Raw genomic sequence first — 22239 nt, forward strand, 5'->3', positions numbered from 1 at the left:
GGCTTGCTCCGGGCGGCGGTCCGACGAATGCGTCGTGTCAGTCGACATCAATGTTGAATGTCAGACCGCATTCGTCGGATCGCCGCCCGGAGCAAGCCCGCTCCCACAGGGGACATGTGTCATTTGATAGTCGAGGCCTGCATGTCTTTCGATCTCGCCGCACGCCTTGCTGCCCGTCGTGCCGAAAACCTCTACCGCCAGCGCCCGCTGCTCGAAAGCCCGCAGGGGCCGCAAGTGGTGGTCGATGGCCAGCCGTTGCTGGCGTTCTGTAACAACGACTACCTGGGCCTGGCCAATCATCCGCAAGTGATCGAAGCCTGGCGTGCCGGCGCGTCGAAGTGGGGTGTGGGTGGAGGGGCATCACATCTGGTCATCGGCCATAGCTCCCCGCACCATGCCCTGGAAGAGGCATTGGCCGACCTGACCGGTCGCCCGCGCGCGTTGCTGTTCACCACCGGCTACATGGCCAACCTCGGCGCGGTCACGGCGCTGGTGGGGCAGGGTGATACGGTGCTCGAAGACCGGCTCAACCATGCGTCGCTGCTCGACGCAGGGCTGTTGTCCGGTGCGCGATTCAATCGCTATCTGCACAACGACCCGGTGAGCCTTGCCAAGCGCCTGGAAAAAGCCACCGGCAATACGCTGGTGGTCACCGACGGCGTGTTCAGCATGGACGGTGATATCGCCGACTTGCCTGCGCTGGCCCGAGAAGCCAAGGCCAAAGGCGCCTGGTTGATGGTCGACGATGCCCACGGTTTTGGACCGCTGGGTGCCAACGGTGGCGGCATCGTCGAACACTTCGGCTTAAGCCAGGATGACGTTCCGGTACTGGTCGGCACCCTCGGCAAGGCGTTCGGTACGGCGGGTGCCTTTGTGGCTGGCAGCGAAGAGCTGATCGAAAGCCTGATCCAGTTCGCCCGTCCCTACATCTACACCACCAGCCAACCACCCGCGCTGGCCTGCGCCACGTTGAAAAGCCTGGAACTGCTGCGCAGCGAACACTGGCGTCGCGAGCATTTGCAGACGCTGATCCGCCAGTTCCGCCACGGTGCCGAACAGATTGGCCTGGAACTCATGGACAGCTTCACGCCGATCCAGCCGATCATGATCGGCGACGCCGGGCGCGCGGTGCGCCTTTCGCAGATGCTGCGCGAACGCGGGTTGATGGTGACCGCGATTCGCCCGCCGACCGTACCCGCCGGCAGCGCCCGACTGCGGGTCACGCTGACGGCTGCCCACAGCGAGGCCCAGGTACAGCTATTGTTAAATGGACTGGCCGATTGTTTTCAGCAGCTGAAGCCGGAGCCAAGCCATGCGTGATCGTCTGATTCTGCTGCCCGGCTGGGGTCTTGGCGTTTCACCGCTGGAGCCTCTGGCGGCAGCCTTGCGCGGCCTGGATGAGCACCTGCACGTCGAGATAGAGCCGTTGCCGGAGCTGGAGTCGAGCGATCTTGAAGAGTGGCTCGATGAGCTTGATTCGACCTTGCCGCAAGACGCCTGGCTTGGCGGTTGGTCATTGGGCGGCATGCTCGCCTGCGAGTTGGCGGCCCGGCGCGGCGATCGCTGTTGTGGTGTGTTCACCCTGGCCAGCAACGCTTCTTTTGTCGCCCATGATCAATGGTCAAGCGCCATGCCCGGGGAAACCTTCGATGCGTTTCTGGTGGGATGTGCAGCCGATCCGCGCGCGACCTTGAAACGCTTTTCACTGCTCTGTGCCCAAGGCGCCGAAGACCCGCGCGGCTTGTCGCGGTTGTTGCTCGGTGGCGCACCGAACACCGCCGCGCCGGTGCTGCTCAGTGGTCTGCAAGTGCTCGCGCAACTGGATACCCGGCAGGCGTTGCAATCGTTCCGCGGTCCGCAACTGCATCTGTTCGCCGGCCTCGACGGGCTGGTGCCGGCGGAAGCGGCGGGCGAGTTGTTGGCATTGCTGCCGGATGTCGAAATCGGTCTGATTGAACAGGCCAGCCACGCGTTTCTTCTGGAGGATCCCCACGGTGTGGCGGGGGCGATCCAGGCCTTTTTGCATGAGTCCGGCGATGACTGATTTATCCTTACCCAACCTGCCCGGCGCCTTGCCTGACAAACGCCAGGTAGCAGCATCATTCTCCCGCGCGGCGGCCAGCTATGACAGCGTGGCCGAGTTGCAGCGTGATGTCGGCAGCCAATTGCTCAGGCGCTTGCCGCAGGATTTTGTACCGCAGCGCTGGCTGGATCTGGGCTGCGGCACCGGGCATTTCAGTCGTGCCTTGGGTGAGCAATTTCCAGGCAGTCACGGGTTGGCGCTGGACATCGCCGAGGGCATGCTCAACCACGCCCGGCCATTGGGCGGTGCCACGCACTTCGTGGCCGGCGATGCCGAGCGATTGCCACTGCAGGATTCCTCCTGCGACCTGATCTTCTCCAGCCTGGCGGTGCAGTGGTGCGCGGACTTCGACTCGGTGCTCGGTGAAGCCTTTCGGGTGCTGAAACCGGGTGGCATCTTCGCGTTTGCTAGTCTGTGTGTAGGGACGTTGTTCGAATTGCGCGACAGCTGGCGGCAGGTCGACGGCATGGTGCACGTCAATCGCTTCCGGGCGTTTGGTGTTTATCAGCAATTGTGTGCGGCCAGCGGCTTGAGGACGGTCAGTCTGCAAAACCTCGCGCACGTGCTGCATTACCCGGATGTGCGCAGCCTGACCCATGAACTCAAGGCGTTGGGTGCGCACAATCTCAATCCCGGGCGGCCGGGTGGCTTGACCGGCCGGGCGCGGATTCTGGGTCTGATTGAGGCTTACGAGCAGTTTCGTCAGGCCCAGGGACTGCCGGCGACTTATCAAGTGGTGTACGCCGTTTTGGAGAAACCCTTATGAGCGCAGCCTATTTCATCGCCGGCACGGATACCGATGTCGGTAAAACCACGGTCGCTGCGGGGCTGCTGCATGCGGCGCGTTCGGCGGGTTTGAGCACAGCGGCGGGCAAGCCGGTCGCGTCCGGTTGTGATGTGACGCCCAAAGGCCTGCGCAACGCCGATGCGCTGGCCTTGCTGGCGGAGTGTTCGCTGCCGCTGACTTATGCACAGGTCAATCCGGTGGCCTTCGAACCGGCCATTGCCCCGCATCTGGCGGCGCGAGAGGCGGGCGTGGCGTTGACGGTGCAGTCGTTGCTGGCGCCGATGCGACAGATTTTGAGCATGCAGGCGGACTTCACCCTGATCGAAGGCGCCGGCGGCTGGCGCGTACCCTTGGCGGATCAGGACAATCTGTCGGACCTTGCCATCGCATTGAAGCTGCCGGTGATCCTGGTGGTCGGCGTGCGGCTGGGGTGCATCAGCCATGCCTTGTTGACCGCCGAAGCGATTGCCCGAGACGGTTTGCAACTGGCGGGATGGGTGGCCAATATCATCGACCCCAAGACCTCGCGGCTGGAAGAAAACCTGGCTACCCTTGCCGAGCGCATCCCGGCGCCGTGCTTGGGGCGTGTGCCTAAACTCAAGTCCGTTACGGCCGAGGCAGTGGCCGAGCACTTGCAACTGGACCTGTTGGACTGACGTTTTTGCAATGCGGGCTTTACCTATGATAAGGCACTGTGCCATTAGTGTTTTTGACGAGTGTTTTGCCAGCCACTCTGCTTCAATGGCCGCTGTTGATCCTTTGAAAGGACGAGTTCTCCCATGGAAATCTCAGGAAGCACCGCTTTTTATGCCGGTCTGAGCACCCTTCAGACAGGGCAGAACCGCGTCGATCAAGCCGCCGGGCAGATCGCCAACACGACGATCGAGCGTTCGGTCACCAGCCAGTCCTCCGAGGCGCAGGCCGATCGTCTGCGATCGGTTGATCGCAGCCAGCAATCGGACCTGGCCAGCAACGTGGTCGACATGGCCCAAGGCAAGATTCAGGCGGAACTGGGCGTGAAAGTCGCCAAGGCAGCCGACGAAGTGCTCGGGACGTTGATCGATACCTACGCTTGATTCTTTAAAGAATCCGCACCCTCCAGCGCCGCGCTTGTTCGCGGCGTTTTTCTGCGTAAGTCTTTCTTGCTCAACTAATCTTTTCAGTGTGGCGGGCTGCTTTGAAAGCGCGGCTGCGTTGCCGTGTGCCTGTGTGTCCAAGCCTGCGATGACGAACGGCAAAAGATCGACGCTTGACAAGATTTCGGCGTAAACGTATGTTTCAAACAACTGTTTGATCGCAACAACAAATCAACGCGGTCGTTCATTCCCGGTTACATCAGCAGAGGTTTATCGCTATGCCTGACTACAAGGCCCCCTTGCGTGATATTCGCTTCGTTCGTGACGAACTGCTCGGCTACGAAGCGCACTATCAGAGCCTTCCGGCTTGTGCCGACGCAACTCCGGACATGGTTGACGCCATTCTTGAGGAAGGCGCCAAGTTTTGTGAGCAGGTACTGGCTCCGCTGAACCGCGTGGGCGACATCGAGGGTTGCACCTGGAGCGAGTCCGGCGTCAAGACCCCGACTGGCTTCAAGGAAGCCTACAAGCAATTCGTTGAAGGCGGCTGGCCAAGCCTGGCTCACGACGTAGAGCACGGTGGCCAAGGCCTGCCGGAGTCCCTGGGTCTGGCCATCAGCGAAATGGTTGGCGAGTCCAACTGGTCGTGGGGCATGTACCCAGGCCTGTCGCACGGTGCGATGAACACCATCTCCGAGCATGGCACCCCTGAGCAGCAAGAGGCTTACCTGACCAAGCTGGTTTCCGGCGAGTGGACCGGCACCATGTGCCTGACCGAACCGCACTGTGGCACCGACCTTGGCATGCTGCGCACCAAGGCCGAGCCTCAGGCCGACGGTTCCTACAAAGTCTCCGGCACAAAGATCTTCATCTCGGCCGGTGAACACGACATGGCCGACAACATCGTCCACATCGTACTGGCCCGCCTGCCGGATGCACCGGCTGGCACTAAAGGCATCTCCCTGTTCATCGTGCCGAAGTTCATGCCGAACGCTGATGGTTCGGTTGGCGCGCGTAACGCCGTGTCTTGCGGTTCCCTGGAACACAAGATGGGCATCCACGGCAACGCTACCTGCGTGATGAACTTCGACGGCGCTACCGGTTTCCTGATCGGCCCGGCGAACAAAGGCCTGAACTGCATGTTCACCTTCATGAACACCGCACGTCTGGGTACCGCGCTGCAAGGCCTGGCCCACGCTGAAGTCGGTTTCCAGGGCGGCCTGAAATACGCTCGCGACCGTCTGCAAATGCGCTCGCTGACTGGCCCGAAAGCACCGGACAAAGCCGCTGACCCGATCATCGTGCACCCTGACGTACGCCGCATGCTGTTGACCATGAAGGCATTCGCCGAAGGCAACCGTGCGATGGTTTACTTCACCGCCAAGCAGGTCGACATCGTCAAGTACGGCGTGGACTCCGAGGCGAAGAAGAACGCCGACGCATTGCTTGCTTTCATGACGCCAATCGCCAAGGCCTTCATGACCGAAGTCGGTTTTGAATCGGCCAACCATGGCGTGCAGATCTACGGCGGCCACGGCTTCATCGCCGAGTGGGGCATGGAGCAGAACGTCCGCGACAGCCGCATCTCGATGCTGTACGAAGGCACCACCGGTATCCAGGCACTCGACCTGCTGGGCCGTAAAGTGCTGATGACCCAAGGCGAGGCTCTGAAGGGCTTCACCAAGATCGTCCACAAGTTCTGCCAGACCAACGAAGGCAACGAAGCGGTCCAAGAGTTCGTCGCTCCGCTGGCTGCACTGAACAAGGAATGGGGCGAGCTGACCATGAAGGTCGGTATGGCCGCCATGAAAGATCGCGAAGAAGTCGGCGCGGCCTCCGTGGACTACCTGATGTACTCCGGTTACGCCTGCCTGGCCTACTTCTGGGCTGACATGGCGCGCCTGGCTGCCGAGAAACTGGCTGCCGGCACTTCCGAAGAGGCGTTCTACACCGCCAAGCTGCAGACTGCGCGTTTCTACTTCCAGCGCATCCTGCCGCGTACTCGTACTCACGTCGCAACCATGCTGTCGGGCGCCAACAACCTGATGGACATGAAAGAAGAGAACTTCGACCTGGGCTACTAAGCCTTAACGAAGCACTTGAAAAAGCCGCTGCTCCTTCGGGGACAGCGGCTTTTTTTGCTTTAAGGTTGCCGGTGGAAAAATGTTTGTAACGCCCTTTGAAAAATACCTCAGTAATTCACTCAGCAACTCGGACTTTCTGCCGTTACAGTAGTTGGCACATTGCCATCTATTGAACTGACGGGTCGGAGCTTTACCCTTGCTGCGTTCTTCCGCTTTGCGTTTCAGCCATTTCCTGCCGTCATTACTGCTGTTGTTGGCGGGGCTTGCGGCTGCATACATCAAGGATCTGAACGTCTTCTTCACGTCGCTGTTCAACGTGCTGCCCACCCTGGTGTTGTTGCTCGGTGGCGCCTATTGCGCGGTGTACCGACGCCAGCGTGAACTGTTTCTGATGGTCACGGTGTACATCGCCTACTTCCTGCTCGACACCCAGATCGACTATTACCGCGACAACGGCAAGGTGCGTGACGATGCCGCCGTGGTCTTTCATTTGTGTTGCCTGCTGCTGCCGCTGCTGTTTGGCGTGTTCGCGGCGTGGCAGGAGCGCACCCATCTGTTCCAGGACATGGTGGCGCGCTTCGCGGTCTTGCTCGCGGTCGGCAGCGTGGCGCTGGGGCTTGAGCAAAGTTATCCACATGCGCTGCTGATCTGGCTGTCGGAGATTCGCTGGCCTGCCTTGCATGGCGCCTGGATGAGCCTGATCCAGTTGTCCTATCCGGTGTTCATGGCTGCGTTCCTGCTGCTGGCCTGGCAATACTGGCGCAACCCGCGACCGCTGCATGCTGCGCAATTGGTGGGGCTGCTCGGGTTGTTCTGGATGTTGCCGAAAACTTTCATCCTGCCGTTCACGCTGAACATCATGTGCAGCCAGGTGATGCTGATGATCGCCGCCGCCGTTGCCCACGAAGCCTATCAAATGGCCTTCCGCGACGAACTGACCGGACTGCCGGGCCGTCGTGCGCTGAATGAACGCATGCAACGGTTGGGGCGCAACTACGTGTTGGCCATGAGCGACGTCGACCACTTCAAGAAATTCAACGACACCCACGGCCACGACGTCGGTGACCAGGTGCTACGGCTGGTGGCCAGCAAGCTGTCGAAAATCGGCGGTGGCGGTAAGGCGTATCGCTATGGCGGCGAGGAATTTGCCCTGGTGTTTGCAGGCAAGACCCTCGAAGAATGCATGCCGCACCTGGAAGTGATCCGCGAGTCCATCGCCACTTACAACATTCAATTGCGAAACCAGGAAAATCGCCCGCAGGACGATAATCAGGGGCGCCAGCGGCGTGCCGGTTCTGGTGCGTCGAGTGTATCGGTGACAGTCAGTATCGGCGTTGCCGAACGGATCGATCAACGCACCACCGAAGAGGTGCTCAAGTCTGCTGACCAGGCGCTCTACAGCGCCAAGGGCGCCGGGCGCAACTGTGTGATGGCGTTCGGGCAGAACCGCCGTGGCGCCGTGCGCATGGACGCCGCTACGGTTGAGTGATGATGGCGCATTCAGCGAGCGCAAAGTGATTGTGAGGCGTGGTCGGCAGCAGTAGGTTGGAGAAATCTGCCGACGGAGAATGACCATGCCCGAGTACAAAGCTCCCTTGCGCGACATGCGCTTTCTGATCGACCACGTCTTCGACTTTCACAGCAACTACGCTGCGCTGGGGGCCGCCGATGCCAGCCCGGACATGGTCAATGCGATCCTCGAAGAAGGGGCGAAGTTCTGCGAAAACGTGCTGTCGCCGCTCAACCGCAGTGGCGATGAAGAAGGCTGCCATTTCGATAATGGCGTGGTCACCACCCCCGCGGGTTTCAAGCAGGCATTCGCCCAATATGTCGAAGCTGGCTGGCATGGCTTGGCGGCGGATCCGCTTTACGGCGGTCAAGGGTTGCCGATCTCTCTGGGCCTGGTGATCAGCGAGATGGTGGGTTCCAGCAACACCTCATGGGGCATGTACCCCGGCCTGACCCACGGTGCGATGTCGGCGATCCACGCCCATGGCACCGAGGCGCAAAAGCAGACCTATTTGAAGAAGCTCACCGCTGGCCAATGGACCGGCACCATGTGCCTGACCGAAGCCCATTGCGGCACCGACCTGGGCATCATCAAGACCCGCGCCGTCCCTGCGGCCGATGGCAGCTATGCGATCTCCGGCAGCAAGATCTTCATCTCCGCTGGCGAGCACGACATGAGCGCCAACATCATTCACCTGGTGCTGGCCAAATTGCCGGACGCACCGGCCGGGACCAAGGGCATTTCGCTGTTCATCGTGCCCAAGTTCCTGCCCGATGCGACGGGCGAAGCGGGCGAGCGCAACGGCGTGTCCTGCAGCTCGATCGAACACAAAATGGGCATCAAGGCCTCGGCCACCTGCGTACTGAATTTCGACGGGGCCAAGGGCTTCCTGATCGGCGAGCCGAACAAGGGCCTCAACTGCATGTTCACCATGATGAACCACGCGCGGCTGGGCACCGGCATGCAAGGGCTGTGTCTGGGGGAGGCGAGCTTCCAGGGCGCGATCAAATACGCCAATGACCGTTTGCAGATGCGCTCGCTGACGGGCCCGAAAGCGCCGGAAAAAGCTGCCGACCCGATCATCGTGCACCCTGATGTGCGGCGGATGTTGCTGACCATGAAAGCCTTCAACGAAGGCAACCGCGCGCTGACCTACTTCACCGCACAGTTGCTCGACGTTGCACACCTGAGCCCGGATGAAACGGCGCGCCAGGACGCCGAAGACCTGTTGGCGTTCCTCACACCGATCTGCAAAGCCTTCATGACCGACACCGGGCTGGAAGTGACCAACCATGGCATGCAGGTGTTTGGCGGCCACGGGTTCATTCGCGAATGGGGAATGGAGCAACTGGTACGCGACTGCCGGATCGCGCCGATCTATGAGGGCACCAACGGCATTCAGGCGCTGGACCTGCTCGGGCGCAAGGTACTCGGCAGTCAGGGCAAGCTGCTGCGCGGCTTCACCAAAATCGTTCACAAGTTCTGCGCGGCGAACGCCGAGCATCCACAACTGGCCGGGTATGTGGCGCAGCTCAATCAACTGAACCAGCAGTGGGGTGAGCTGACTACCAAGGTCGGTATGGCAGCGATGAAAAACCCGGACGAAGTCGGTGCCGCGTCGGTGGATTACCTGATGTACAGCGGTTACATCATCCTTGGCTACCTGTGGTTGCGCATGGCGCTGGTGGCTCAGGCGCAGCTCGATGCGGGCAGCGGTGATGTCGACTTCTGCCGGGGTAAATTGGCGACCAACGAGTTTTACTTCAAGCGTCTGTTGCCACGTACAGCTGCACATCGGGCGGCCATCGAAGCCGGGAGCGATTGCCTGATGCAACTGCCGGCGGAGTTGTTTGCGCTTTAGTCATATAAATCCGTTACAAAGAAGCTCGCCTTGCGCGGGCTTTTTTGTCGGTGACTAAAAATAACAAAATGGTCATGAGTTGACCCTATGTGTCGCAAAAGTTGTTGGGTTACACTCCGACCCAACGAAAACACTCTTCCTGTGAATCACCTGTATAGATCTTGCGAGGTTTGCCATGGCTGACTACAAAGCGCCCCTGCGCGATATGCGCTTCGTCCTCAATGAAGTTTTCGAGGTCGCCAAACTCTGGGCCGAATTGCCTGCACTGGCCGAGACTGTGGATGCAGAAACGGTCGAAGCCATCCTGGAAGAAGCCGGCAAAGTCACCAGCAAAAGCATCGCACCGCTGAGCCGTGCCGCTGACGAAGAAGGTTGCCATTGGGCGGACGGTGCCGTCACCACGCCGGCAGGTTTCCCACAGGCCTATCAGACTTACGCTGAAGGCGGCTGGGTCGGTGTCGGTGGCGATCCGTCCTACGGCGGCATGGGCATGCCCAAAGCCGTTTCGGCCCAAGTCGAAGAAATGGTCAACTCCGCCAGCCTGTCGTTCGGCTTGTACCCGATGCTGACCGCCGGCGCTTGCCTGTCGATCAATGCCCACGCCAGCGAAGAGCTGAAAGCCGCGTACCTGCCGAACATGTACGCCGGTATCTGGGCCGGTTCCATGTGCCTGACCGAGCCACACGCCGGTACAGACCTGGGGATCATCCGTACCAAGGCCGAGCCTCAGGCCGACGGTTCCTACAAGGTCAGCGGCACCAAGATCTTCATCACCGGTGGCGAACACGACCTGACCGAAAACATTATCCACCTGGTGCTGGCCAAGCTGCCGGATGCACCGGCGGGGCCGAAAGGCATTTCGCTGTTCCTGGTGCCCAAGTTCATGGTCAATGCCGATGGCAGCCTGGGCACGCGCAACCCGGCGAACTGCGGTTCGATCGAGCACAAGATGGGCATCCAGGCGTCCGCGACCTGCGTGATGAACTTCGATGAAGCCGTGGGTTACCTGGTCGGTGAGCCGAACAAGGGCCTGGCGGCGATGTTCACCATGATGAACTACGAGCGTCTGGGCGTCGGTATCCAGGGCCTGGCCACTGGCGAGCGCTCGTACCAGAACGCCGTGGAATACGCCCGCGACCGTCTGCAAAGCCGTGCGCCAACCGGCGCGCAGAACAAGGACAAAGTGGCTGACCCGATCATCGTCCACCCGGACGTGCGTCGCATGCTGCTGACCATGAAAGCCTCGAACGAAGGTGGCCGTGCGTTCTCCACCTACGTGGCGATGCAACTGGACACCGCCAAGTTCAGCGAAGATGCAACCACCCGCAAGCGTGCGGAAGACCTGGTGGCGTTGCTGACCCCGGTGGCCAAGGCGTTCCTGACCGACCTCGGCCTGGAAACCACCGTACACGGCCAGCAAGTCTTTGGCGGCCACGGTTACATCCGTGAATGGGGCCAGGAGCAACTGGTGCGTGACGTGCGCATCACCCAGATCTACGAAGGCACCAACGGCATTCAGGCGCTGGACCTGGTCGGGCGCAAGATCGTGGGTAGCGGCGGGGCGTTCTACAACCTGTTCGCCGACGAGATTCGCCACTTCACGGCGACCGCCGGCGCGGACCTCGCCGAGTTCACCAAGCCGCTGAACGACGCGGTGACCACCCTCGATGAACTGACCGCGTGGTTGCTTGACCGAGCGAAGAGCAATCCGAACGAAATCGGCGCGGCGTCGGTCGAGTATCTGCAGGTGTTCGGTTACGTGGCGTACGCCTACATGTGGGCCCTGATGGCCAAGGCTGCTTTCGGCAAGGAAGCGCAAGACGATTTCTATGCCAGCAAACTGGGCACGGCGCGGTTCTATTTTGCCCGCCTGCTGCCGCGCATCCACTCGTTGAGCGCGTCGGTGAAGGCCGGTAGCGAATCGTTGTTCCTGCTGGATGCAGGACAATTCTGATGAAGTAATGTTGTGTAAGCATTCTCTTACATAACGTGCTGCTGTTCTCCCATAGATGCAAATTGGATCCACGGCTAATCTACTTCTCATGGACGTAGCGCAGGAAGCGCAAAGCAACAACAGGGACACGTAGGATTCTGCCAGGACGGTGGAGTGAAATGGATGTCAGGGAAACAGTCTGCAAAGCCCCGCTTCGGCGGGGTTTTCTTTTGCCTGAAGAAAAGTTTTCAGCTTGTCCCATCCAGAGCCTGCGCGCTGTTCAAGCGCCCATCCGGGCCGTTTATCACCTCTTCCAGCAATGTCCGCAGCAAGGCCAGCGAGGCCTGCTGCCGTTGCACATCCCGACACACCAAACCGACTTTCAGCGGCACTCGTGGTTCGCTCAGGGGTTTCCACAGCAGTTCGTGGTTGCCATGGGTCTTTTGCGAGCGTCCGGGCAGCACCGTCGCCAGGCGCGTGTGCGGCAGGCTGTCGAGGATGCCGGCCATGTTGTTCAGTTCGGCTTGCACCTGTGGGCGACGTCCGAGGCTTGTCAGCTGTGCCTGCCAGATCTGCCTGATCTGAAATTCCTCGCCCAGCAGCAACATCGGCAGTTCGGCGGCCTGACTCATGGACACTTTCTTGAATTCACGCAGCGGATGCTCCGCCGGGATGACCAGGGTCAGTTCATCTTCGTACAGCATCACGCCATGTAAGCCAGGCTGGCGGGGCGGCAGGTAGCCGATGCCGATGTCCAGAGAACCGTTGAGCAGTCGCCGCTCGATTTCCAGGCCGGTCAGTTCGTAGATCTGCACCACTAGATGCGGCTGCGCCTTGCGCACCCGCTCGAGCATTTGCGGAACGAGGCTGGTATGCACGGTCTGCAATACACCAATGGCCAGGGTGCGCAGCGCCTGACCCTTGAAGTTGCCGAGCGCTTCCCGTGCCCGTTGCAGGCCATCGAGCAAAGGCAGGGCGTGGTTGTACAGCGTGTGGGCCGCGAGGGTCGGCAACAGGCGTTTGCTGCTGCGCTCGAACAGGCTCACATCGAGGTTTTGTTCGAGATGGCGGATTTGCTGGGACAGCGCCGGCTGGGAGATGGACAGGCGCTCGGCGGCCCGGCCCACGTGGCCTTCTTCATAGACCGCGACGAAATAACGCAGTTGCTTGAAATCCATAAGTATTACTTATCGAAAATGCTGGGAAATCGAAATGGCTGAATGCCTCGCCTGAGCCTAGTCTAACCGTATTCACAGGGCTTACAGGGCCACAGAGCGCGATGAATACCCTTTGCTTCGATGGTGTTTACATAGGTAAGGCAAAAAACCTCAAAAGGTTTTTTTTCAGATGAACCTGTTCAGTCTGCGCCGTAGTCCTCCCAGTCTTGATGATCTGGTCATGAACGCCTCCCTGCCATCCCAAGGCGTTAATCTTTCCAGCGAGTACTTGATGCCCAGTGTCGAGCGGCCGAAGCAAGTGTTTGTGCGTGGCCAGGGTTCATGGTTGTGGGACAGCGATGACCGTGCGTACCTGGATTTTTCCCAGGGCGGCGGGGCCAACAGTCTCGGTCATAGCCCTTCGGTACTTATCAACGCAATCACTGCCCAGGCTCAGTCGCTGATCAATCCGGGCTTCGGCCTGCATAACCGCGGCATGCTCAGCCTCGCCGAACATCTGTGTGCCAGCACCGGCAGTGATCAGGCCTACCTGCTCAATACCGGCAGCGAAGCCTGCGAGGCGGCGATCAAACTGGCGCGCAAATGGGGTCAACAGCATCGCGGCGGTGCGTCGCGAATCATTGTGGCCAACAACGGATGCCATGGCCGGAGCCTGGCGACGATTTCAGCGTCGGACAGTTCGACATTGGTCAACCGTTTCGAGCCGCAACTGCCAGGCTTCAGTCGTGTTCCGTTCAATGACCTGCCAGCGTTACATGCGGCCGTGGATGAACGGACCGTAGCGATCATGCTCGAGCCGATCCAGAGCGAAGCCGGCGTGATCCCGGCCACCGCGCACTACCTAAAGGGCGTCGAATGCCTGTGCCGAGAACTCGGCATTTTGCTGATCCTTGACGAAGTGCAAACCGGCATCGGCCGTTGTGGCACCTTGCTCGCGGAACAGTCCTGCGGCGTCACGGCGGATATCGTCGTACTCGGCAAAGGCTTGGGCGGCGGTGTGCCATTGGCCGCGCTGCTGGCGCGGGGCAAGGCTTGCTGTTTCGACATTGGCGAGGTGACAGGCACTCATCACGGTAATGCGTTGATAACCGCGGCGGGACTCTCGGTACTCGATACGGTGCAGGACAAGGCTTTCCTCAAGCACGTCGCACAAACCGGTCAGCACCTGCGTGAAGGGTTGGAGCGTCTGGCCCATCGTTACGATCACGGCGAGTTGCGCGGACAAGGGCTGCTTTGGGGGCTGACGCTGTCGGACGACTCCGCTGACGCGGTGGTCAAGGCCGCGCTGTACGAAGGCCTGCTGCTCAATGCCCCGCAACCCGACTGCCTGCGCTTTACCCCTGCGCTTAATGTCAGCAACGCTAACATCGATGAAATGCTCCTGCGCCTGGCGCGGGCCTTCTCCCGAGTACGCACCGCGCAATTGCAGTGCCGCAAAGGGATTGCCGTCTGATCAGACGCGCCCTGCACACATTCCAGAACCGTCTCGCGGTAATACGCACGCCCCACGCCTGGCACTTTTGGCGTGGGGCGTTTTTTTGTCTGCGAAACTCAACGAAGGGGCGGAGCTTGGGAATAGAGGGACTGAACCCTGACAAACGGCACAGGTCGATTAGCTGTAGGGCTCGAACGAGTCCACCCCAATCAGGAGCTGTCCCATGGACTTTATTCGCATCATCATCGCCATCCTGTTGCCGCCACTGGGTGTGTTTCTGCAAGTAGGATTCGGCGGGGCGTTCTGGCTGAATATTCTGCTGACGTTGTGCGGTTACATTCCGGGGATCGTGCATGCGGTGTACATCATCGCCAAGCGCTGAGCTGAGTGTCGGCAGGTAGACCGCCTTCGCGAGCAAGCCCGCTCCCACAGGATTTGTGCGCGCTACAGAACCTGTGGGAGCGGCGGTGCGGCGATCCGACTTGCCCGCGAAAGGGACACCACCGTTTCGGCATTAAGCGCAGGCTTCAGTCCACTGAATCCATCACCCGCCGATAAAACAACCACTCCTGCTCCAGCGCATGGGCCTGATTGCCGGCCTTGCGAAAGCCATGACGTTCGTCCGCGTAGTAATGCGCTTCGACCAGGATGCCGTTGTCTTGCAGCGCCGTGACCATGTCGCGGGTCTGCTGCGGGACGACCACGGCATCCAGTTCTCCTTGAAAGAAGATCATCGGCACGCGGATGTTGCCGGCATGCAGCAGCGGCGTGCGGGCGGCGTAGCGTTCGGCATCCAGTTGCGGATCGCCGATCAGCCAATCCAGATAGTCGCTTTCGAATTTGTGGGTCGCGCGCCCCAGCGCCACCGGGTCGCTGACCCCATACAGGCTGGCGCCGGCACGGAACACGTTGTGAAAGGCCAGGGCGCAAAGGGTGGTGTAGCCTCCGGCGCTGCCGCCACGAATGAACGCCTTGTTGCCGTCGATCAGGCCGCGGTCGTTGAGGTAACTGACCACGGCGCAGGCGTCTTGCACATCCACGTCGCCCCAACTCAGGTACAGAGCCTGGCGATAGGCCCGGCCATAACCGCTGCTGCCGCGATAGTTGAGGTCGGCCACGGCGAAGCCCCGCTGTGCCCAGTACTGGATACGCGGATCGAGCATCGGGTAGCACGCCGAGGTCGGGCCGCCATGGATGAACACCACCAATGGCGGTTTCGCCTCACCGGTCATCGCCGGGTAGAAGAAGCCGTGTGCTTCGCCTGAGCCACTTGGGTAGCACAAGGTTTGCGGGTGGCTGATTTGTTCGGGAGCAAGCGGTGCGATACCGCCGGCCAGTACTTGCACTTGCCGGCTCTGGCGGTCGATGGCGATGACGGCGGTTGAGCTGACGGGCGACGCCGCGATGCAATAGATGAACTGCTCATCCACGGCGAGATGGCGGAAGCGGCTGTAGTCGCCGGTGAAGTCGGCGCTGGAATCGCCGCCTATGCCCAATCGGCCAAACCCGCCCTCGGTCCAACTGGCCAGATAACTGTCGTCGCTCAGCGGCAACCAGGTGCTGCCGCCAAGTTGCCAGGGCGCGGGGCCATGGTCGGCGCTGGCACTTGGCAATGGGCTCAAGCCATTTTCAGATTCCGCCCATGGTTGCCAGTAACCTGCGCGATCCGTCAGGCAATACAAGCGACCGCCGGCATCAAACCGCGGTTGTTGCACAGACTCTTGAACGCCGTCGCCCGCCACACAACGAGCCTCGGCAAACCCGCCAGTGGCGAGGCGTTCGGCAACCATCAAGCGGGTCGCTGTCCATGGCTGATCCGGGCGACTCCACTCGATCCAGGCCAGACGCCGGGCATCAGGGCTCAGTGTCGGCGCCGCGTAGAAATCAGCACCTTCGGCCAGCAGGTGACGTGCGCCATCGAACAGATCGATTGCCACCAGTCGGTGTTGGTCGCGATGCTCCTCGACCGCCAGCACCTGGCCGTTGGCGAACTGTAAATCGCCATAACGGCACGCCCCGGACGTCAGCCTTTCGGGCGCTTCGTGTTGCGGTGATTGCCGATACAACTGCTGGTCGGCCTCGTTGACGAAAACGAGGCCGTCGTCCGTCAGACAAAACGCGCCACCGCCATATTCGTACACCCGACTGCGCACGCTGAACCCCGGTGGCGTCAGACATTTCGCTGCACCGTCGCGCCAACGCCAGATCCGGCAGGCCGCGTCTTCGGGGCGGTACTCGTTCCAGAACAGGCCCTGCCGCCCGACTTGCAGTTCGGCAAAGTCGATACCGGCGGCCACGGCTTTGGCAGCGCTGAATGGTTCAGCTTTTGGCGATGAGGCGTGAGTTTCGTTCATTGCGAAAGGCCAGTTGGTCGATGGTCTGAGTGGCGTTCTCGGCTTCTTCGCGGGCCTTGAGGATCACGCCGTGTTGTGGCGACTTGCTGCACACCGGGTCGGCGTTGCTGGCATCACCGGTGAGCATGAACGCCTGGCAGCGGCAGCCGCCGAAGTCTTTTTCTTTCTCGTCACAGGAGCGGCACGGTTCGGGCATCCAGTCATAACCGCGAAAGCGGTTGAAGCCGAACGAGTCGTACCAGATGTGCTGCATGCTGTGATCGCGCACGTTGGGAAACTGCACCGGCATCTGTCGGGCACCGTGACAGGGCAGGGCGGTTCCGTCTGGCGTGACCGTCAGAAAAATACTGCCCCAGCCATTCATGCAGGCTTTCGGGCGTTCTTCGTAATAGTCCGGCGTGACAAAAATCAGCTTGCACGGATGCCCTTCGGCTTCCAGTTTGGCGCGGTATTCGTTGGTGATGCGTTCGGCGCGCACCAGCTGCTCTTTGGTCGGCAATAACCCAACGCGATTGAGTTGCGCCCAGCCGTAGAACTGGCACGTGGCGAGTTCGACAAAGTCCGCTTCCAGGGCGATGCACAGCTCGATGATGCGGTCGATCTGGTCGATATTGTGCCGATGGGTGACGAAGTTCAGCACCATCGGATAACCGTGGGCCTTGACCGCCCGGGCCATTTCCAGTTTCTGCGCGAAGGCCTTTTTCGAGCCGGCCAGCAGATTGTTCACCTGCTCGTCGCTGGCCTGGAAACTGATCTGGATGTGATCGAGTCCGGCCTTCTTGAAATCGCTGATTTTCTGCTCGGTCAGGCCGATGCCGGAGGTGATCAGGTTGGTGTAGAAACCCAGTTTGCGGGCTTCGGCAATCAGCTCGGCGAGGTCCTGGCGCACCAGCGGTTCGCCACCGGAAAAGCCCAGTTGCGCGGCGCCCATTTCCCGCGCTTCGCGAAACACTTTGAGCCACTGTTCGGTACTCAGCTCTTTGCCTTGCTCGGCGAAATCCAGCGGATTGGAGCAGTATGGGCATTGCAGCGGGCAGCGATAGGTCAGCTCGGCGAGCAGCCACAGCGGCAGGCCGATCTCGGGTTTGGGTGGTACTTGCACCGATGAATCAGGCAAGTTCGATCCAGTGCTGCGCACGGGCAACCTCCATGAATTGCTCGATGTCGTCACCGAGCTCGGGCACGCCGGGGAACTGTCGGTCGAGCTCATTGATGATGGCCGCGACATCCCGTTCACCGTCAATCAAACCGCCAATCAACGCGGCGCTTTCATTGAGCTTGATCATGCCTTCCGGGTACAGCAGCACATGGCCTTTTTGCGCCGGTTCGTACTGGAAGCGGTAGCCGGGGCGCCAGGTCGGGGTCTTGCTGCGATCGAAACTCATAAGGTGATTCCTTTGTGCCAGACCCGTTCCCCGGTCACGCTGTGATACGGCGGGCGTTTCAGTTCGTAGGCCATGCTCATGGCATCGAGCATGCTCCAAAGAATGTCCAGTTTGAACTGGAGAATTTCCAGCATGCGCTCCTGGCCTTCACGGGTGGTGTAGTGCTGCAGCGTGATCGCCAGACCATGCTCGACATCACGCCGGGCCTGGCCCAGGCGCGTGCGGAAATACTCGTAGCCGGCCGGGTCGATCCACGGGTAATGCTGGGTCCAACTGTCCAGGCGCGACTGGTGGATCTGCGGGGCGAACAGCTCGGTCAGCGAGCTGCTCGCGGCTTCCTGCCAACTGGCGCGGCGGGCGAAATTGACATAGGCGTCCACGGCGAAGCGTACGCCGGGCAGCACCAGCTCCTGGGAGCGCAGCTGGTCCGGGTCGAGGCCCACGGCCTGGCCCAGGCGCAGCCAGGCTTCGATGCCGCCGTCTTCACCGGGCGCACCGTCGTGGTCGAGCAGGCGCTGAATCCATTCGCGGCGGATCTCGCGGTCAGGGCAGTTAGCGAGGATCGCCGCGTCCTTCAGGGGAATGTTCACTTGATAGTAGAAACGGTTGGCGACCCAGCCCTGGATCTGTTCGCGAGTGGCCCGGCCTTCGTACATCGCCACGTGATAGGGGTGATGGATGTGGTAATAGGCGCCCTTGGCGCGCAGGGCCGCTTCGAATTCGGCGGGGGACATTGGGGTGTCGGTCATTGCGGTTCTCCGGTGTGCAACCGTTGAAATCTTGGGTGTCTGGTCGGACGCTTTCGCGGGCTTGCCCGCGAAGGGGCCCTCAGCTACAACACAATACTCATGCCGTCATACGCCACTTCAACCTGGCGCCGATCCAGCTCTGCGCGCTCCAGCGAATCCTCATCAAGAATCGGGTTGGTATTGTTGATGTGGATAAGCACTTTGCGTTGCTTGGGCAGTTGTTCAAGCACTTCGAGCATGCCGCCGGGGCCGTTTTGTGCCAGATGGCCCATCTCCCGACCGGTGCGGGTACCCACGCCACGACGCTGCATTTCATTGTCATCCCACAGCGTGCCGTCGACCAACAGGCAATCGCTGCCGGCCATGATTTCCAGCAACGGCGCATCAACCTTGCCCAAGCCCGGTGCGTAGAACAGTTTGCCACCGGTGTTGAGGTCTTCGACGATCAGGCCGATGTTGTCGCCCGGATGCGGGTCGAAGCGATGCGGTGAGTAGGGCGGCGCAGCACTGCGCAGTGGCAGCGGGGTGAAGCGCAGGTTCGGGCAGGCCGGTACGCTGAAGCTCTGGTCGAGCTCGATGCGATTCCAGGTCAGCCCGCCATTCCAATGGTTCAGCATGGTGAACAGCGGAAAACCGGTGCTCAGGTCTTCATGGACCATGTCGGTGCACCAGACCTGATGCGGGCAGCCCTCACGCAGCATGAGCAGGCCGGTGGTGTGGTCGATCTGGCTGTCCATCAGGATGATCGCGCCGATCCCGGTATCGCGCAGGGCGCGGCCCGGCTGCATCGGGGCGAAGCCCTGGAGTTGGGCGCGGATGTCCGGGGAGGTGTTGCACAGCACCCAGTTCACGCCGTCATCGGAAATCGCGATGGACGATTGCGTCCGCGCCTTGGCCTGCAGGCTGCCGCTGCGAAAGCCCGCGCAGTTCACGCAGTTGCAGTTCCACTGGGGGAAGCCTCCGCCGGCAGCGGAACCTAGAATCTGGACAAACATGGACGCTCCATCATTTCAACGCTGAAAATAAAACGCCTCGGATAACCGAGGCGTTGTGCTGCATCTCTGTCAAAGCTGAGATTAGCGGCTTGCGAAGTACATGGTGACTTCAAAGCCAATACGCAGGTCGGTGTAGGCAGGTTTGGTCCAGGCCATAAATTGAACTCCTTCAGGTAGGGTGGGATAGCGCTATCTATAGGTATAGTCCACCTCAAGTCAGAGATGTTCCAAATAGTTAGGTTGCGATGTTACTCAAAATTTCAAAGAAATTGCCCGTGAAACTTTGAGAAAGCTCCTTGCAGCCCCGGTAAAGATCATTTTGCCGCTTGCCATGGCGCGTCTGGTGCAGCGCTGTTGGCAAGGCACAGCCAGCCGCCTTCGGCCTGATTCAGGCGTCGGGCCGCAGCCAGTAAAGCGGTCCGGTCAATGCGCACAATGGCCTCGGGCAATTGCGTCAGATAATCCGACGAGCGGCCGGCCAGCTTGCCCTGCCAGAGCAATTCGGCCGCTTGACCCGTGGTGAGCGCAGCGCTGGAAAACTGATCCGCCAGGGCCTGGCGTTGAGCGTTGAAGGTGGTGTCGTCGAGCGAGTGGATCAGCTCCGGCAATCGATTCAGGAATTGCTCGATGTGTTGCAGCAACTCCACCGGCGCAACGCTTGGCGATTGCACGCCGAACAGCAACCCGGTTTGCCCGTGAATCTGGCGCAGGGCGCTGAACACCGCATAGCCGAGTTGCAGCTCCACCCGCAGTCGTTGGTAGAACGGTGTCTGGCAGACATGCGCGAGCAAACGCCACGCGGCTTCGTCGGCCATTTCCTGGGTGGCTGTCGGACAGAACAGCAGCAACGCGTGCTCGCTGGAGGCGGTATCGACAGTGCTCCACAGATGCTGTGCAAGGATCGAAGAGGGCGGCGTCAGTTGATTGTCCGGCGTGCCGGGTATGCGGCTCAAGGCCAGGCCCATGGCCGCTTGAGTCTGAGTCGATAACCCGATGGCCAGCCCATCCCAGCGCGCACTCGACCAGAGTGGCTGCATGTCGTCCGAGTTCGCGGTGTGCCCGAGGCAGTGATCGGGCAATGCCTTGAGCAGTTGTCGAATCGGTATCAACGCAACGCTGGTCGATTCGGCTTGTGAGACAGCGGCATCGGGTTTTGTCAGTTCTTTCAGCACATGTTCCAGGACGCAGGGCATCGACTCCTGTAGCCCGTTCAGTTTGAGCAGCCATTCGTTGCCCGACGCACTGAAGGAAAAATCCACACCGGCCTGACGCGCGTCTTCGCGTAATGGTTGCAGGTGGTTTTCCAGCCGTGATTGAAGGTGGCTGCCGGGAGCCGAGCCCAGACGCCAGCGCAGATAAATCGCACCTTCAGCACCGTTGTCCGGCCATGCCTGGCTGAACTGCATCGGCGAGCGTTCACGACGGCTGCGCGAGCGATCCTGGGCAAACGTGCGCAGGCCACGGTGGGCGCTGGTTTGGCCACGAATCAGTCCGGCGTTCGATGCCGGTGCTTCGGCGCGCAGAAAAGGGTTGGGAGTCGGCAATTGCCATGGGCCGCTGAAGTTATCCACAGCGCCGATTTGTTGGAGGATTTGCTTGAGGGCTGAAACGCCCTGCTCGGTTAACCCGACTTCGCGTTGTTCGCTGTCCAGTCGAGACAGTTGCAAGGCACTGCTGACTTGCTGCTGGCGCTGGAGCAGGGTGGCGTACTCTTCGCGCAATCGGTTCCAGTCTTGCCCGGCAAAGAAACCGAGCCAGTCCATCAGGCGTTCGCGAATCCCGGTTACCGGAGAATTGGCGGGCAATGTGAGCTCGAAGTGCAGCAAGGCTTGCCCGGCGAATTGATACAGCGACTCGGCCTTCAGTTTTTCGGCCAATCCACGCTCACGCAAATCCGCCAGCAATCCTCCCGGCTTCCCGGTGTTCAGCCAATGACACAGGAACAGCAGTGCTTCGGTGGAGGATTCGGGTAACGCTTCGAGGGCAAACAGCAGATCCAGCCGGCGTTCGCCAGCCTGTTGATAACTTAGGTCTGAAGTCGTCATCAGCGGCGCGGGGGACTGTTGTGGGACTTTTTCACCCCCACCAAGGACACGACCAAATGTCTTGGCCATCATCCCCAACTCATCGAGGCTCTGCGGCCCGACCAGGCTCAAGGTCATTTGTCCTGTCTGATAGAACCGCTGATAAAAATCCTGCAATGCCTGTTGAAATTCGGGTTGCGACACTGGGAGGCTGTCGCGATTGCCGGCATGGAAACCGCGCAGCGGATGAGTTTCAGAAAGCCCATCGAACAATGCCTGCTGTTGTTGCGCCACCGGATCCTGCGACCACGCGATAAATTCCGCGTGCAGCACTTCCCGTTCCCGCTGTTGATCGTCCGGATTCATACGCGGATGGGCGAGCATGTCTGACAGACGCTCCAGCCCACCGGCAAATGCCTGGATCGGCAATTCGAAAAAGTAATCGGTGGTGCGCTCGCTGGTCCGCGCATTCACTTGCCCGCCATGGCCCTGGACGTAGGCCATCAGCCCTTGGTCCGCAGGAAAACGCTCAGTCCCCAGAAACAACAAATGCTCAAGAAAATGCGCCAGACCGGGCCAGGCCAGCGGCACATCATGGCTGCCGGCAGCCACCCGCAACGCTGCTGCGCAGCGCTTCAAATTCGGGGCATGACGCAGCGTCACCCGCAGACCATTGGCCAGGGTTTCAGTAGGGGGGCGAGGGTGATTCAGCGCGGGCATGGGCACTTCCAGAACAGTGAAGTGCCAATGCTAGCGGATTAGGGGGCGTTCTCAATTAGTTTCCG

General features: G+C 60.6%; 19 protein-coding genes. 11 read left to right on the top strand and 8 right to left on the bottom strand.

From position 1 onward, the window contains the following. Positions 1-141: 141 nt before the first annotated feature. The 9 genes from bioF (at position 142) to AC1DVE_RS19660 (ending at position 11355) form a co-directional block, all read left to right on the top strand. Positions 142-1320: an 8-amino-7-oxononanoate synthase gene (bioF, locus tag AC1DVE_RS19620; RefSeq protein WP_223460377.1), complete on the top strand. Its 1179-nt coding sequence runs from the start codon at positions 142-144 to the stop codon at positions 1318-1320. Beyond that, a complete protein-coding gene (locus tag AC1DVE_RS19625) occupies positions 1313-2044 on the top strand; it encodes an alpha/beta fold hydrolase (protein WP_223460375.1) in 732 nt (243 codons plus the stop codon). The genes bioF and AC1DVE_RS19625 overlap by 8 nt, the downstream gene beginning before the upstream one ends. Beyond that, positions 2037-2849, top strand: a complete 813-nt coding sequence (gene bioC, locus AC1DVE_RS19630) for a malonyl-ACP O-methyltransferase BioC (protein WP_223460373.1) — start codon at positions 2037-2039, stop codon at positions 2847-2849. The genes AC1DVE_RS19625 and bioC overlap by 8 nt, the downstream gene beginning before the upstream one ends. Beyond that, positions 2846-3526 (top strand): dethiobiotin synthase, encoded by a 681-nt coding sequence (gene bioD / locus AC1DVE_RS19635; protein ID WP_223460372.1) that lies wholly within the window; start codon positions 2846-2848, stop codon positions 3524-3526. The genes bioC and bioD overlap by 4 nt, the downstream gene beginning before the upstream one ends. 123 nt (positions 3527-3649) lie before the next feature. Then, entirely contained in the window at positions 3650-3946 is a 297-nt protein-coding gene (locus AC1DVE_RS19640; RefSeq protein ID WP_223460370.1) for a pyrroloquinoline quinone biosynthesis protein PqqE, read from the top strand. Between the two features lie 278 nt (positions 3947-4224). Then, positions 4225-6030 (top strand): phenylacyl-CoA dehydrogenase, encoded by a 1806-nt coding sequence (locus tag AC1DVE_RS19645; RefSeq protein ID WP_223460368.1) that lies wholly within the window; start codon positions 4225-4227, stop codon positions 6028-6030. Positions 6031-6226: 196 nt separating this feature from the next. Next, entirely contained in the window at positions 6227-7519 is a 1293-nt protein-coding gene (locus AC1DVE_RS19650; RefSeq protein WP_223460366.1) for a GGDEF domain-containing protein, read from the top strand. Positions 7520-7604: 85 nt separating this feature from the next. Continuing rightward, positions 7605-9401 carry an acyl-CoA dehydrogenase C-terminal domain-containing protein gene (locus tag AC1DVE_RS19655; protein ID WP_477784134.1) on the top strand — a complete coding sequence of 599 codons (1797 nt, stop codon included), beginning with the start codon at positions 7605-7607 and terminating at the stop codon, positions 9399-9401. A 175-nt stretch (positions 9402-9576) separates the two neighbouring features. Next, positions 9577-11355, top strand: coding sequence for an acyl-CoA dehydrogenase C-terminal domain-containing protein (locus AC1DVE_RS19660; RefSeq protein WP_223532744.1), 1779 nt, complete (start codon positions 9577-9579; stop codon positions 11353-11355). Positions 11356-11582: 227 nt separating this feature from the next. Here the strand turns inward: AC1DVE_RS19660 and AC1DVE_RS19665 are convergent, their stop codons facing one another. Further along, entirely contained in the window at positions 11583-12512 is a 930-nt protein-coding gene (locus tag AC1DVE_RS19665; RefSeq protein WP_223460360.1) for a LysR family transcriptional regulator, read from the bottom strand. A gap of 169 nt (positions 12513-12681) precedes the next feature. Here AC1DVE_RS19665 and AC1DVE_RS19670 point away from each other — a divergent pair, with 169 nt between their 5' ends. After that, positions 12682-13965 (top strand): aspartate aminotransferase family protein, encoded by a 1284-nt coding sequence (locus AC1DVE_RS19670; RefSeq protein ID WP_223460358.1) that lies wholly within the window; start codon positions 12682-12684, stop codon positions 13963-13965. Positions 13966-14170: 205 nt separating this feature from the next. Beyond that, positions 14171-14329 carry a YqaE/Pmp3 family membrane protein gene (locus AC1DVE_RS19675; RefSeq protein WP_003228885.1) on the top strand — a complete coding sequence of 53 codons (159 nt, stop codon included), beginning with the start codon at positions 14171-14173 and terminating at the stop codon, positions 14327-14329. Positions 14330-14474: 145 nt separating this feature from the next. Here the strand turns inward: AC1DVE_RS19675 and AC1DVE_RS19680 are convergent, their stop codons facing one another. From AC1DVE_RS19680 to pqqF, 7 genes are all read right to left on the bottom strand, one after another. After that, entirely contained in the window at positions 14475-16301 is a 1827-nt protein-coding gene (locus AC1DVE_RS19680; protein WP_223543303.1) for a S9 family peptidase, read from the bottom strand. Then, entirely contained in the window at positions 16267-17403 is a 1137-nt protein-coding gene (gene pqqE, locus AC1DVE_RS19685; protein WP_411741747.1) for a pyrroloquinoline quinone biosynthesis protein PqqE, read from the bottom strand. Before pqqE ends, AC1DVE_RS19680 begins: the two co-directional genes overlap by 35 nt. A 7-nt stretch (positions 17404-17410) precedes the next feature. Further along, positions 17411-17686, bottom strand: coding sequence for a pyrroloquinoline quinone biosynthesis peptide chaperone PqqD (gene pqqD / locus AC1DVE_RS19690; RefSeq protein ID WP_090451769.1), 276 nt, complete (start codon positions 17684-17686; stop codon positions 17411-17413). Next, positions 17683-18435 (bottom strand): pyrroloquinoline-quinone synthase PqqC, encoded by a 753-nt coding sequence (gene pqqC, locus AC1DVE_RS19695; protein WP_477784135.1) that lies wholly within the window; start codon positions 18433-18435, stop codon positions 17683-17685. Before pqqC ends, pqqD begins: the two co-directional genes overlap by 4 nt. Positions 18436-18518: 83 nt before the next feature. Further along, the gene (pqqB, locus tag AC1DVE_RS19700) at positions 18519-19430 is read right to left on the bottom strand and encodes a pyrroloquinoline quinone biosynthesis protein PqqB (RefSeq protein WP_477784136.1); all 912 of its coding nucleotides are present in this window, start codon (positions 19428-19430) and stop codon (positions 18519-18521) included. 81 nt (positions 19431-19511) lie between these two features. Next, complete coding sequence (pqqA, locus tag AC1DVE_RS19705) at positions 19512-19586, bottom strand: pyrroloquinoline quinone precursor peptide PqqA (RefSeq protein WP_003444522.1); 75 nt, start codon at positions 19584-19586, stop codon at positions 19512-19514. Between the two features lie 158 nt (positions 19587-19744). Further along, positions 19745-22174 carry a pyrroloquinoline quinone biosynthesis protein PqqF gene (pqqF, locus tag AC1DVE_RS19710; protein ID WP_223460350.1) on the bottom strand — a complete coding sequence of 810 codons (2430 nt, stop codon included), beginning with the start codon at positions 22172-22174 and terminating at the stop codon, positions 19745-19747. Positions 22175-22239: the final 65 nt, after the last annotated feature.

The organism is Pseudomonas sp. P4_B4 (assembly GCF_056402255.1).